The organism is uncultured Parvimonas sp. (assembly GCF_963524015.1).
In the GTDB taxonomy this organism is placed as follows: domain Bacteria; phylum Bacillota; class Clostridia; order Tissierellales; family Peptoniphilaceae; genus Parvimonas.
This window is the reverse complement of record NZ_CAURDT010000002.1, coordinates 53,913-68,537: the sequence shown is the minus strand read 5'-3', so window position 1 is coordinate 68,537 and position 14,625 is coordinate 53,913. Positions and strand designations below refer to the sequence as shown.

General features: G+C 27.5%; 13 protein-coding genes and 1 pseudogene. 13 read left to right on the top strand and 1 reads right to left on the bottom strand.

The window, feature by feature from the left end; all coding sequences use genetic code 11:
- Positions 1–3 precede the first annotated feature (3 nt).
- From RWJ08_RS03150 to RWJ08_RS03125, 6 genes are all read left to right on the top strand, one after another.
- A complete protein-coding gene (locus tag RWJ08_RS03150; RefSeq protein ID WP_313961042.1) occupies positions 4–840 on the top strand; it encodes an Mrp/NBP35 family ATP-binding protein in 837 nt (278 codons plus the stop codon).
- A 147-nt stretch (positions 841–987) separates the two neighbouring features.
- Complete coding sequence (locus RWJ08_RS03145; RefSeq protein WP_313961041.1) at positions 988–1,914, top strand: bifunctional riboflavin kinase/FAD synthetase; 927 nt, start codon at positions 988–990, stop codon at positions 1,912–1,914.
- A 9-nt stretch (positions 1,915–1,923) separates the two neighbouring features.
- Positions 1,924–2,940: a UDP-glucose 4-epimerase GalE gene (galE, locus tag RWJ08_RS03140; protein WP_269722914.1), complete on the top strand. Its 1,017-nt coding sequence runs from the start codon at positions 1,924–1,926 to the stop codon at positions 2,938–2,940.
- Between the two features lie 12 nt (positions 2,941–2,952).
- Positions 2,953–4,287 carry an MATE family efflux transporter gene (locus tag RWJ08_RS03135; protein WP_313961040.1) on the top strand — a complete coding sequence of 445 codons (1,335 nt, stop codon included), beginning with the start codon at positions 2,953–2,955 and terminating at the stop codon, positions 4,285–4,287.
- 9 nt (positions 4,288–4,296) lie between these two features.
- Positions 4,297–4,839: a TIGR01440 family protein gene (locus RWJ08_RS03130; RefSeq protein WP_118058591.1), complete on the top strand. Its 543-nt coding sequence runs from the start codon at positions 4,297–4,299 to the stop codon at positions 4,837–4,839.
- Between the two features lie 15 nt (positions 4,840–4,854).
- Positions 4,855–5,781, top strand: coding sequence for a phosphotransferase (locus tag RWJ08_RS03125; protein ID WP_313961039.1), 927 nt, complete (start codon positions 4,855–4,857; stop codon positions 5,779–5,781).
- Between the two features lie 18 nt (positions 5,782–5,799).
- Here RWJ08_RS03125 and guaB read toward each other — a convergent pair whose 3' ends face one another.
- A complete protein-coding gene (guaB, locus tag RWJ08_RS03120; protein WP_313961038.1) occupies positions 5,800–7,263 on the bottom strand; it encodes an IMP dehydrogenase in 1,464 nt (487 codons plus the stop codon).
- Between the two features lie 561 nt (positions 7,264–7,824).
- On the opposite strand from guaB, the gene gcvH reads away from it, so the two are divergent.
- The 7 genes and pseudogenes from gcvH (at position 7,825) to RWJ08_RS03085 (ending at position 14,522) form a co-directional block, all read left to right on the top strand.
- Positions 7,825–8,196, top strand: a complete 372-nt coding sequence (gene gcvH / locus RWJ08_RS03115; RefSeq protein WP_009354933.1) for a glycine cleavage system protein GcvH — start codon at positions 7,825–7,827, stop codon at positions 8,194–8,196.
- 70 nt (positions 8,197–8,266) lie between these two features.
- Positions 8,267–9,154 (top strand): DMT family transporter, encoded by an 888-nt coding sequence (locus tag RWJ08_RS03110; RefSeq protein ID WP_293439114.1) that lies wholly within the window; start codon positions 8,267–8,269, stop codon positions 9,152–9,154.
- Between the two features lie 284 nt (positions 9,155–9,438).
- Positions 9,439–11,004, top strand: a complete 1,566-nt coding sequence (locus RWJ08_RS03105) for a 3D domain-containing protein (protein ID WP_313961037.1) — start codon at positions 9,439–9,441, stop codon at positions 11,002–11,004.
- A 209-nt stretch (positions 11,005–11,213) separates the two neighbouring features.
- Positions 11,214–11,606, top strand: a complete 393-nt coding sequence (locus tag RWJ08_RS03100; RefSeq protein WP_293439108.1) for a DUF2185 domain-containing protein — start codon at positions 11,214–11,216, stop codon at positions 11,604–11,606.
- A 38-nt stretch (positions 11,607–11,644) separates the two neighbouring features.
- Positions 11,645–12,061: pseudogene (locus tag RWJ08_RS03095) on the top strand (Imm70 family immunity protein).
- Positions 12,062–12,411: 350 nt separating this feature from the next.
- Positions 12,412–13,632, top strand: coding sequence for an MFS transporter (locus tag RWJ08_RS03090; protein ID WP_009355150.1), 1,221 nt, complete (start codon positions 12,412–12,414; stop codon positions 13,630–13,632).
- Positions 13,632–14,522: a LicD family protein gene (locus RWJ08_RS03085; RefSeq protein WP_313961036.1), complete on the top strand. Its 891-nt coding sequence runs from the start codon at positions 13,632–13,634 to the stop codon at positions 14,520–14,522. Before RWJ08_RS03090 ends, RWJ08_RS03085 begins: the two co-directional genes overlap by 1 nt.
- The last annotated feature ends 103 nt before the right edge of the window (positions 14,523–14,625 follow it).

Below are 14,625 nucleotides of genomic sequence, written 5' to 3'. Positions count from 1 at the left end.
ATTATGAGTGATAGTTGTAGTTCAGGAGGATGCTCAGGATGCCCTAGTGCATCAAGCTGTGGAGTATCAGAAGAGTTTGAAAGCTTATTGGTTGACCAAAACCAATTTAGTGATATAAAAAAAGTTATTGGTGTTATAAGTGGTAAAGGAGGAGTTGGAAAATCTTTAATAACTTCTATGCTTGCTACAGGAATGATGAAGAGAGGTAAGGAAGTTGGTATTTTAGATGCTGATGTTACTGGCCCATCAATACCTAAGTCATTTGGGATTGACAGAAAAGCTCAAATCGATGAAAGAGGAATCATTCCTTGTACAACTGAAAATGGAATTAAAATAATGAGTATAAATTTATTGCTCGAAAAAGAAACTGATCCTGTAATTTGGAGAGGACCTGTTATAGGTGGAGTAATAAAACAATTTTGGACAGATGTAGTATGGGAAAATGTGGATTATATGTTTGTAGATATGCCACCAGGAACAGGTGACGTTCCTCTAACTGTTTTCCAATCTTTACCTGTAGATGGAATTATAATTGTAACATCTCCTCAAGATTTAGTTTCTATGATTGTAGAAAAAGCAGTTAAGATGGCAAGAATGATGAATATTCCAATTATAGGAATAGTTGAAAATATGAGCTATTTTAAATGTCCTTGCTGTAATGAAGAAGTAAATATATTCGGTGAAAGTGATTTACCTTATATCTCAAGAAAATTCGGTCTTACAAATGTTGCAAAGATACCTCTAAATAAAAATATACCTGAAATGGTTGATGAAGGTGAAGCAGAAAAATTAGATACTGATTGCTTATCAGATATATTAGATGCAATAGAAAAATTATAGAGAGAACGCGTTCAAAACGAACGTGTTTTTTTATGTGGCAAAAATAAGATTTTTTATAGACTTAAAGGACTTACGATTTCTAAAATTGAAATTAAGTACTTTTTGTTGTATAATTATTGTAAAATATGGATTAAATAAGAGGTTTTTATGGAGCATTTTAAATTAAATTTGGAAAGTGATTTTAAATTTGATGACATTGTTGTAGCTCTAGGAAATTTTGATGGCTTTCATAGAGGACATCAAAAATTGATTTCGGAATTAAATAATGTAAAATTAAATAAAGGTTATAAGAGTGCAGTTTTTCTTTTTGAAAATCATACAAAAGATTTGATTTTTCATCAAAATGCAAGTAGGATAATGTCTTTTGAGGATAAATTAAAAAAACTTGAAAGTTTTAAAATAGATTATGTTTTTAGCATTGAATTTTCTGAGAGAATTAAAAATCTTTCACCGAAAGAATTTTTAGATTTTTTAACTATCAATCTAAATATAAAACATATTGTGGTTGGAGAAGATTATAAATTTTCAAAAAATCGTGAAGGAAATACTGATTTTATAAAGTCTTATATGAAAGAAAAGTGTCTATCTTGTACCATTATTGATAAATTACGCTATGATAATATTGAGATTAGTAGTACAAAAATAATTGAATACATAAAATCAGGAAAAATTGAATTGGCAAATGATTTGTTGGGAGATAATTTTTCAATTAAGGGAAAAGTAACTCACGGCTTTCAAAGAGGAAGAAATCTTGGTTATCCTACAGCAAATTTGGAGATTTCTTTTAATTATGTAATGGTAAAAGAGGGAGTATATTTTACCAAAACTATAGTAGATAAAAATGAATATTTTAGTTTTTCAAGCGTTGGGCATAATCCAACTTTTGATAATAAAAAATCCACAATAGAATCTCATATATTTGATTTTCATAAAGATATTTATGGAAAAGATATTGAACTTTGCTTTTTAAAAAGACTTAGGGATAATATAAAGTTTAATTCTGTTGAGGAACTCATAGATCAATTAAAAAAAGACGAAATTAGATGTAGAGAATTAATTAAGAATATAAAATAGGAGATAAATATGAAACAAATTTTAGTTACCGGAGGGGCAGGATATATTGGCTCTCATACTTGTATAGAACTTTTAAATGAAGGATATGAAGTTGTAATAATTGATAATTTTTACAACTCCAGCGAAAAAGTTTTAAAGATAATTGAAGAACTTAGTGGTAAAAAATTCAAGTTCTACAAAGGTGATATTAGAGACAAAGAAATACTTAGAAAGATTTTTTCAGAAAATGATATTTATGGAGTAATTCACTTTGCAGGACTTAAGGCTGTTGGAGAATCTGTTGAAAAACCTATAGAATATTATGATAATAATATTAATGGAAGCATAAAACTTATAGAAGTTATGAGAGAGTTTAATGTAAAAAATTTAATTTTCAGCTCTTCAGCTACTGTTTATGGAAAGCCGAAGTCTGTTCCTATAAAAGAAGATTTTTCACTTTCTGTAACTAATCCTTATGGAAGAACAAAATTATTTTTAGAAGAAATTTTTACAGATTTATATATTTCTGATAATGAATGGAATATTATTCTTCTTAGATATTTTAATCCAATTGGAGCTCATAAGAGTGGTAGAATAGGGGAAAATCCGAATGGAATTCCTAATAATTTAGTTCCATATATAACTCAAGTAGCGGTTGGTAAATTGGATTATGTTAGAGTCTTTGGAGATGACTATGAAACAAAAGATGGAACAGGTGTAAGGGATTATATTCATGTTTTAGATTTAGCATTAGGTCATATAAAGGCAATTAAAAAGTTTGAAGATAGTAAGGCTGTTAGGATTTATAATCTTGGAACAGGTGAAGGTTATAGTGTTCTTGATATGATTAAAAATTTTGAAGAAGTTACAGGTAAAAAGATAAAATATGTAGTTACTCCAAGAAGAAGCGGAGATATTGCAGAATGTTATGCTGATTCTACTAAGGCAAAGGAAGAACTTGGTTGGGAAGCTAAATATGGAATAAGAGAAATGTGTGAAGACAGTTGGAGATGGCAAGTAAATAATCCAAATGGATATGAGGATTAAAGAGGTTTAAAAATGGACACGAAAAGTATTTACTACGAAACTAATATAGTTAAGGCGATATTACATTTTGCAATACCGGGAATTTTGAGTATTCTTATTGCGGAATTATATAATATGGTTGATACATTTTTCGTTGGTAGATATGTCGGAGCCGATTCAATCGGAGCTTTAAGTGTAGTTTTTCCGCTACAAAGACTTGTTATTGCAATTTCTGTTTGTCTTGGTATAGGAGTTTCAAATTTAATTTCCAGAAGACTTGGAGAAAAAAGAAATAAAGATATAACAAAATATACCACAGCTGTAAATGGACTAACTTTACTTATTATATTTGCAGTTACAATAATATCAATTCTTTTTGTTGAGAATATTTGCGTGTTTTTAGGAGCTAGAAATAATATTCTGATGTATTCCATCAAATATCTAAGAATTGTTATGTGTGGCAGTATTTTTTTAGCATTTACAACGGTTTTCGGTTATATGAACATAGCTTACGGAAATATGAAAGTTATGCTAATTGCTTCAAGTATTGGAGCTTTAATAAATATAGTTGTAGATTATATTTTAATTAAAAATTTGAATATGGCTGTAGAAGGAGCTGCGATTGCCACTATTTCGAGCCAATTTATATCTTTTTTATTTTCACTTATCTTTGTAAAAAAATTACAAAGAGAAAATAATTTTTCTTTAATTCCAAGACTTGATCTCAAAATTTCATTTAATATTTTGACGATAGGTTTTTCTTCATTTATAATAGAATTTTCAGATGCCATTTTAATTAGTGTACTTAATCATTTGCTTTTACCGGTTGGTGGTAATGATGCGATTATTCTAGTAGGAGTAATAACAAAAGTTTCTATGTTTATGTTTGTTGCAATGATAGGAGTAAGTAGTTCAATTCAACCACTTATTTCATTTAACTATGGAGCGAAAAATTTTGTTAAAATCAAGAAAATTTTAAAAACAGGATTTATTTTTGTATTTTCATTATCCACTCTTATATGGATATTTATGAATTATAATGTTAGATTTATTATAGGTCTGTTTCTAAAAGACGAAAGACTTTTACAAATGGCTGCAGATAGTTTTAAATATGTAATTCTAGTTTTTCCGATTTTAAGTTTTTATTACATTTGTATATACTTTTTTCAATCAGTCGGAAAGGAAAAATACAATTTTTTCTTATCAATTTATAGAGAAACACTTCTATATATTCCGATAGTTATAATTATGGTAGGTAGATTTGGTGTTTTAGGAGCATGGATTAGTTATCCGATAGTTGATTTTATTTCTGCTGTAACAGGATTAATCTTGCTTTTAAAAACTGTTAAAAAGATTAGTACTTTTTAGGAGGTCGTTATGGATTTAGGTAAAATTAGAGAAGATTTAGAAATTTGTATGGATGAACTTATCGAAAAAGCTAAATTTGAAGAGGGAGACATCTTTGTTTTAGGTTGTAGTACAAGTGAGGTAAAAGGAAAACATATAGGAAAAGACACTGATATTGAAGTAGGAAAGCTAATTGTTGAAACTATAAAAGAAAAATTAGATAAAATTAAAGTTAATTTTGCTGTTCAATGCTGTGAACATTTGAATAGAGCAATAGTTATAGAAAAAGAAGTTGCGATTAAAAATAATTTTGAAATAGTTAATGTAGTACCACAAAAAAATGCGGGTGGTGGAGTAGCTACTTCTGCATACGAATTATTTAAAAATCCTGTGGTTGTAGAAAAAATAGTTGCAAAAGCAGGACTTGATATAGGAGATACATCAATCGGAATGCATGTTAAATTTGTTCAGATACCGGTAAGATTATCAATAAAAGAAATAGGAAATGCACATTTAACAGCATTAACTTCTAGACCGAAATTGATTGGAGGAAGTAGAGCAGTTTATCAATAATTAATTGGAGAATATATGTTTGAATTTTTAAAAGATATAAAAGAACTGGAAGATGTAGAGAGTGTTGAGAAAATAAATAAGGGATATTCTAAAGATGAAAAGTTTAAGATAAAATTGAAAAATAAAGATGAGTATTTGCTTTTAAGATTATCTGACATTTCTCTTTATGAACAAAAAAAGAAAGAATATGAAGTTATTTCAAAATTTTCTAAACTAGGCTTTGAAATGTCAAAGCCTATAAGTTTTGGAATATGTAATGATAAAAAGAATGTCTATATGCTCTTATCTTGGATTAACGGAGTTGCTTTAAGTGAGGAACTTCCAAAATTTTCAATAGAAGAGCAATATTTACTTGGAAGAAAAGCAGGGAGAATTCTAAAAGCTATTCACAGTTTAAAAGTTGAGGACAAAAATTTTGATGATAGGCTGAAAATAAAAATATTGGATAAAATAGAAAAATATGAATTATCTGATGTGAGAGTTGAAAATGACGATAATTTTATTAAATATGCTAAAAAGAATGTAGATAAAGTTTGTAAAAATTATTCTTATTTACATGGAGACTTTCATCCTTCAAATTTAATTTTAATGGAAAATAATGAGATAGGTGTTATAGATTTTAATCGTTGGGAAATATCCAACTCTTATGAGGAATTTTATAAATTAGAAAGTTTCGGGATAGAGTTTAGTATTCCATACTGTGTAGGGCAGATTGACTCTTATTTTGAAGATAATGTTCCAAATGAATTTTGGAAAATTCAAGCAATTTATGTCGCTTGTTATACCTTATATTCAATTAAATGGGCTGAAAAATTTGGAGAAAAAGAAATTCTTGGAATGAAGAGAAGATTTTATAAGACTTTTGAAAATTATGAGAATTTTAAAACAATTATACCTAAATGGTATTCTGATTATAAAAATAACAAAGGCTATTCGCTTTAAAACGAATAGCCTTTTTCTCTATTTAGAATAGTTTGGAGCTTCTTTAATTATTTGAACATCATGTGGGTGAGATTCAATAAGTCCAGCACCTGTCATTTTGACAAATTGTGCAGTATCTCTTAAAGTTTGTAAGTCTTTAGCGCCTGTATATCCCATGCCTGCTCTAATTCCACCTACGATTTGATAGATTGCATCTGCTAAAGTTCCTTTATAAGGAATTCTTCCTTCAATACCTTCTGGAACAAGTTTTTTACCTTCTTCTTGGAAGTATCTATCTTTTGATCCTTTTTCCATTGCAGCAAGAGAACCCATACCTCTATAAGTTTTAAATCTTCTTCCTTGGTAAATTTCAAATTCTCCCGGAGATTCATCAGTTCCTGCAAGCATTGAACCTAACATTACAACATTTCCACCTGCAGCAAGAGCTTTAACAACATCTCCTGAATATTTTAATCCACCATCTGCAATAATTGTTTTTCCCATTTCTCTTGCAATAGTAGCACAATCATAAACAGCTGTAATTTGTGGAACTCCTACACCTGCAACAACTCTTGTTGTACAGATTGAACCAGGACCAACACCAACTTTAACAACATCAGCACCTGCTTCAAAAAGTGTTCTTGTTGCTTCTGCTGTTACAACATTTCCTGCAATAATATCAAGATCTGGATATTTTTCTCTAATTTCTTTAACTTTTCTTACAACTCCCATAGAATGACCATGAGCAGTATCTATAACTAAAGCATCAACACCAGCATTTACAAGAGCTTCTACTCTTTCAAAAGTATCAGCACCAGTCCCAACTGAAGCTGCTACAAGAAGTCTTCCTTGTGCATCTTTTGCAGAATTTGGATATTTAACAACTTTTTCTATATCTTTAATAGTTATTAAACCTGTTAAAATTCCTTTTTCATTTACAAGAGGTAATTTTTCGATTTTATGATTTCTTAAAATTTTTGTAGCATCATCTAAAGTAGTATTAGAAGGAGCTGTTACTAAATTTTCTTTTGTCATTACAGAATCAATTTTAACTGAATAATCTTCCAAAAATCTTAAATCTCTATTAGTTAAAATTCCAACTAATTTTTTTTCTTCCATTGAATTAACTATTGGAACGCCTGAAATTCTATATTTTCTCATCAAATCTTCAGCTTCTTGAACTCTATGATTTGGAGTTAAGAAAAATGGATCATTAATTACACCACTTTCTGAACGTTTAACTTTTTTAACTTCTTCTGCTTGCAGTTCAATAGGCATATTCTTATGTATTACACCAAGTCCACCTTCTCTTGCCATTGCAATAGCCATCTTATGTTCTGTTACAGTATCCATTGCAGCAGAAATAATAGGAATATTTAACTTGATTTTCTTTGTAAGTTGTGATGATAAATTAACATCCTTAGGTAGAACTTCACTCTTTGCTGGAATTAAAAGTACATCATCAAATGTTAAGCCTTCTTTTTGGAATTTTGTTTCCCACATAATATTTTCTCCTCCTAAATTAAATTATTTATTATAAACATACTTTTAAAAATTTTATTCATGACAATAAAAATTTTACAATATACAAATTTGTATTTTTTTGTTATATAAAAAATTCATTGTCTAACAACAAAATTTACTAAAAAAATATATTAACATATATTATACAACAAATTATAAAAAAATCAATTAAAAACATTAAAAAACAAAAGTTTTCCCAAAAAAATTTTTAAAAAATTTAAATAAAAAAAATATATATTTTAAAAAAGTAAAAATATATAGCTAAAATTTATGTTAAAGATTCATACTATTTTATTTTTTACTATGCTTTATTTGGTACGAAATATAATGCAATTATACTTTTTAATATAAATAATTAAAAATTTTTGAAATTTTTTCGAATAAATTTCAAAAAAACACTAAAAAATTAATAAAAGGTATTGAAATTTTTTTCAATCTACACTATAATTTAAGTATACTATAATATTATAGTGAATGTCCAATAGAATAGTACATAATTGGATGTATTGTTATAGTAAAAATTTTAGGAGGTATATTAGAATGAGAGTAGAAAAAGGATTACTTTATACTGAAGATCATGATTGGGTAAAAGTTGAAGGAAATGTAGTAACAGTTGGACTAGCTGATTATGCACAAGATCACTTAGGAGATATTGTTTACGTTGAACTTCCAGAAGTTGATGATGAAGTAGAAGCTGGCGAATCTTTAGCTTCTGTTGAATCAGTAAAAGCTGCTAGTGATATTAACGCTCCTGTTTCAGGAAAAGTTATAGAAGTAAATGAATTATTAGACGATGAACCAGGTGAAATTAACAAAGATTGTTATGCTGCATGGGTTTGCAAAATTGAAATGTCTAATCCAGCTGAATTAGAAAAATTAACTAATGACGCTGATTATGAAGCATCATTATAATAATTTCTTAAAATTATATTTTTAATAAATGCCACTTGCGTGGCATTTATTTTTTTAATAAGGAGGTATTATGGTAGATAATTCCAAAAATAAAAATTTAAAATTAGGTATTATTTTTATGATTATTTCTACACTTGGTTTTAGTTTTATGCAGATTTTTGTAAAGCTAACATCAGGTCAATTTACACTTATGCAACAAGTTTTTATGAGAAATTTTGTAATGCTTATTATTTGTACTATATATATTCTTATAAGAGGTAGTAGTTTTTTAGGCGAAAAAAAGAATAGAAAATTACTACTAATGAGATCAGCTTTTGGATATATGGGAGTTATTTTTAATTTTTATGCTATAAATCATATGGTTGTTGCAGATGCAGGAATATTGCAAAGAACTAGTCCTATTTTTGTAGTTTTAATTGCTTGTTTTATATTTAAAGAAAAGTTTACATTAGAAAGATTTTTAACATTAACATTTTCTTTCATTGGAGCAATTTTTGTAGTAAGACCACAATTTAATTCTAGATTATTTCCCGCGTTAGTTGCAATGAGCTCTGCTCTTAGTGCATCTATCGCATACATGTGTGTATCAAGAATAGGAAAGGCTGAAAGAACTGAGACTATAATCTTTGTATTTTCTTTGTTTTCAACTATTTGTAGTTTTCCTTTTATTTTTAATAATTTAAATATTCCTGATTTTAAGATGTTAATTTATTTGATTTTAATTGGAATTGCATCTGCAGTAGGTCAGTTTGGATTAACTATTAGTTATCAATATGCAAATGCTTCTGAAGTAAGTATATTTAATTATTTAGGAATTGTATTTGTAGTTGTTTTGGGAAAAGTAATACTTGGAGAGTCAGTAAGTATTTATAGTTTAATAGGAATTGCCCTTATTTTTTCTATGTCATTGATGTCATATATAGTAAATACGAGAAAAAATAGAGATAAAAAAATGTAAAAAAATAGCAGATATTACATTTTTTTAATATTTTTTAGTTTTCGCTTGGGAAAACAGGTCATTTTTTGTAACCATTCTGTAACCTTTGAAAACTAGGGAACTATATTTCTCAAAAAATTACAAAAATGTTACAAACACTCATTTTGAATTAAAAATATTGTTAAATTTTTATTTTTTTTTGAAAAATTCATTGAAAAATAGGAATTTTGTTGACGATTTTGGAGAAAATCATTATAATTCTATTGTCAGCTTATTGCTGATTAATTTAATTAAGGAGTGATTATTTGAAAAGAGCAATATTTAGAAGTGTTTTAGCATGTTTGTGTGTTTATGCTACATTTTCTGGATTTTCATCTAAGTCACTTGCAGACGAAAAGGTTAAAGGATTTGTAATCTCATCAGAATCCGATTCCAAAACTATTGAAAAGGTAAACGACAGAATTTTAGATAACACTAAAGGTAGTGCATCTAAGATATCTTATGTAGTTAATATAGACGATAAAATTAGCTTCAGTTTGGCAGGTTTACTTTCATTAGATAAGGGTGGAGTTGTTATTCCTGTAAAGAATAATAATATTGATGACGTTTCGAAAGCTATTTTAAAAAATAGTGAGCAAGTGTATGTTGTTGGAGATAAAAGTTCAATTTCAGATGATATTTTGAATGGTTTAGACATCAAATTCGAAAGAATTGGTTCCGATAATCCAGACGATACAAATTATCACGTAAATAAAGTTTCAGAAAAACGTGATCTTTTAGTTGTAGATTCAGGAAATGATTCTGATATTTTAGGAGCTATTCATTATGCACGAATTTATAATATGAATTTGTACATTTATGATTCAACTAAGGAAATTGATGAAAATATAATTTCAGAAGTGAAAAACGAAAAAAACATATACTTTTATGATGGAGTTAACTCTATTACAGAAAAGTTAAAGTCAAAAATATATGATTTATCTGGTAAAGATAAGAAAGACATAAAAAGTTATTCATTGGACGGAAAAGATTTATTAAAAACATTCAAGGATAGATTCTCATTAAGAAAGAATGACAATGTTGTTTTATCAGAAAATAAAAATTTAACAGATATGGTAAGTTCTTATATTTTGGCTGATAAGAGTGGATATAACTATTTAGTTATGGATTCAGATTCTATGAACTTGGATATTGAAAAACTTGTTACAGAATCAGAAGCTAAAAATTTATATTATGTTTCTACTGATAAATTAGAAAAATATGTAAATTTCAGATCACTGTTATCCTCAATAAATAAAGAAGAAGTAACAGGATTTGAAGTTAATGATTCTAAGGGAGAAATTACTGTTTCAGATTCAAATTCAGATAAAAAGAACGAAAATGCTGTTTCAGAACAAGTTACTTTAAAAGATAATGAGAAGTTAGTAGACGGCAAAGTAGTTCCAAAAGAAGAAGAAAAGAAAGAATCTGAAGAATCAAGTACTGCAAAATCCACAGCAGAAAAATCTACTAGTGAAAAATCAAAAACTGAATCATCTAGTGCTAGCACTAGTAATAATAGTAGTAGTGATGGAAGCTTTAACTATAGTAAGGTTCTAGTTATGAATGCAACTTCATATACTAATGATCCAGCAGAAAATGGTGGATATAGCACAACAAGATTGGGAACAAAGCTTAGATATGGGGTAGTTGCAGTAGATCCTAGAGTAATTCCTTTAGGAACAAAATTATATATTGAAGGTTATGGCTATGCTGTTGCTGAAGATACAGGTGGAGCTATAAAGGGAAATAGAATTGATCTTTGCTTTACAAATAGATCTCAAGCTGCTAAATTCGGAAGAAGAAATGTAAAAGTTTATATTTTAAAATAATGAACTTATTAGAGAAGAAATTAATAAATTTCTTCTCTTTTTTATTGTGAAACAACAAGGTTCCTGGGAACCAACCCGATGCGAAGCATCGTGGAAGGGTGGGGTTCTTATTTAACTATTTATATAATAATGATATAATAATAGAAATGTTGTATGACATTTTTTTGTAAAAATATAAAATGCTCTTATTAAGCAAAAAGAAAGTATATATGAAAGGATTAAAAAATATGTTTCGTAAATTAAAAGAATTTTTTAAAAAGACAGAATTTAATACAGAATTTATCAAAAATGCGGGAGCGTGTATAGTTTCAAAAAATATTTTAGAAGGTAAAGGTAGATTAACTTGGATTTTAAGAGAGAAAGGAGCTCATCCATCAGATACAGGATGGAGATTTTTTTCAAATATAGATACAGATGAGTTTGTAAATAACCCAAATAATATGGTGGTTTGTGATTTTAATACAGTTGCAGAAATAGAACCAGCAATAATAGGAATCTATACTTTACCAGTTGGAACTGATTTACAATTAGTAAAAATAGATGGTAAAATTAAATTTTTTGACAATATAACAGAAAAAGAAATTGACTTGGACTATAAATAAAAGTTAAAAAATAAAAATTTTAATAAAAAGGAGATATTATGGCAGTAGGACTTAAAATAGATTTTTTATGGTATTCAATTGGACAACCTGATTTTCTTCATTCATTTTTCTCAACAATATGTGTTAATCTTGAAAATTCAAATTGAGGGAGTAAATTTCCAATATTGATGAAAGAATTATATGAAGGGAAGTTAAAGCATGAGAATATTGATTCTGTAATTCGAGAATTAAATGAAATTGAGTTATTATTTAGAAAGCTTGGTACTGATAAAGTAGTTTGGGATATAGATAATCCCAAATTAACTCCACCATGGGGAGATAATATCAGTCCGGATATTCATAATTTATCAGAATATTTTTGGACTAGTGATGGATATAATATTTTTGAGATAATAATAGAAGCATTAGAAGAAGGAAAAAAAGAACGAATAGATGTTGAACTTAAAAGTATCTAACGGCTTTTGTTAGTGCCCATTAGATTTACAAGAAAAAATTAGAAAAGATTTTATTGAACTTACAGAATCGATGAAAGTAACTAAAATCTAAATTATTATGAAAGAAGAAATTGAAAAATTTCTTCTTTTTTTTATTTGTTTATCAGTTAGTTATTATTAGTTTTTGACAATAGACAATCGTTTTTAAATATGATATAATAGTTTTGGCAAAAAATTAAGAATAGATAACGAATTAAAAGGAATTTAGTTATAAAAATTAAGAGTTTACATCTGTTAATTTAAATTTATTTTTGAAATGAAAATCTAGTTTATTTTAATTTTTTTGTTATTATAATTTTTGGAGGAAATATATGTTTGGTTATTCAAAAAAAGAATTAAGCTGGATTTTATATGATTGTGCAAATTCTGCTTATTCTATGGCGATTACTACTGCATTATTCCCGATTTATTTTGGAATGGTCGGTGGAAACGAAATGAATTTAGGTTATTACAATTCATTTGCCAGCATTATTATTGCTGTTCTTAGTCCTGTACTTGGAACTATAGCTGATTTTAAGGGTATGAAGAAAAAGTTATTTACTTTATTCTCATTAATTGCAATTTTTTCAACATTATTTTTATCATTTGCAGGAGAGTTTGGCTTACCTTTATTAATGTCTTTTTTTGTTTTGGGAAGTGTAACTTTTGCAGGTTCTAATATCTTTTATGATGCATTTTTAGTTGATGTTACTCATGATGATAGAATGGACAAAATTAGTACGGCAGGATTTGCCTATGGATACATAGCTAGTGTTATACCTTTTATTTTTTGCTTAGGAGCTGTTTTGCTTTTTGGAATGAAAAATCCTTTAGGTTATCAAATAGGATTTGTTATTACATCTGTTTGGTGGTTAGCACTTACAATACCAATGTATAAAAATGTTGATCAAGTTTATGGAGTAGAACCTGTTCCAAATCCGGTTAAAGAAAGTTTTAGTACGGTTTTTCATACTTTAAAAAATATTGAGAAAAATAAGGTTGTAGTTATATTTTTATGTTCTTATTTTTTATATATTGACGGAGTAGATACTATCATAAAGATGGTTATACCTTATGCTACATCTGTTTTAGATGCAGATAAGTTTAATACACTTGTACTTTTGGGAATTTTGATTTATGTTCAAATAGTGGCTTTTCCTTTTGCTATTATTTATGGAAGATTAGCTAGTAAATTTGGAACTAGAACTATGATTAAAGTTGGAATTATAACATATATGGTTTCAGTAATATTTGCTTATTTTATGAGCAATTTGGTTCATGTTTTCGTGTTATCAACATTTATAGCATCTGCTCAAGGTGGAATACAAGCATTGAGTAGAAGTTATTATGCAAAAATTATTCCAAAAGAAAATGCAAATGAATTTTTTGGTTTCTATAATATTTTTGGTAAATTTGCTGCAATAATTGGACCATTTATTATGAGTTTAATAACTACTTTAACACATAATCCAAGATATTCTATATTAGGTATAATTCCATTATTTGTTGTAGGTTATTTAATAATGTTACAATTACCAAAGGAAGAAAAATAATGGTTTTTAAATTTAGTTCTGGAAATACTTGGAAGATGAAAAGTGAATATAAAAAGCAAAAGTTTGATATAGATTTTGAAGCATTAAAGAAAAAAGAATTAGAAATTTTACAAAATTTTATTTCTTGTTGTGAAAAAATGAATTTAACTTATTATATTGGCTTTGGAACTTTACTTGGTGCAATTAGACATAAAGGTTTTATCCCTTGGGATGATGATGTAGATGTATGTATGCCAAGAGGGGATTATGATAGATTTGTAAAAGAGGCTAGTGAATATTTACCGGAAAATTATTTTATTCAAACAATGGAATCAGATCCAAAATATGCATTAAATTTTGCAAAACTTCGAGATAGCAATACTGCTCTTTTTGAAAAACATGTATTAGATGTAGATATTAATCATGGAGTGTTTATTGATGTTTTTCCTCTTGATGGTTATATAAAGGGACAAAATAAGGTATTAGATTTAAGAGTTAAGGAAAAACCAGTTTTTGAAGAGGCAGATACTAATGCTTTTTCAAATGCATTAAGTGGATTTGGCAAAAAATTTGTTTATAAATTAGGAGAATCTATTCCTAATAAATTAAAAACTGATATTTCAAAAATGTCAGTTCCAAAAGATAATCCGAAGTTTGAAGATTGTGAGTATGTAGCATGTATGGTTGATAATTTTTATATTATGCCATTTAAAAGAGATTTTTTGGGAAAAGGAGTAAAAGTAGATTTTGAGAATTTGAAAGTTAATGCTCCGGAAAATTACGATGAATACTTAAAGGTTTTATATGGAGATTATATGAAGTTACCGCCAGAAGATCAGAGAGAAAATCATCATAATTTTCATTTAGCAGATGTAAATAAAAGTTTTAGAGAATATCAAGAAAAAAATTAAGCTATGATTACATAGCTTTTTTTATTGTTTTGTAGAATTTTTTTTTATTTTTTGATATAATAGTTACAGTTTTGCACTATTTATTAATTAAGGAAACAAATAG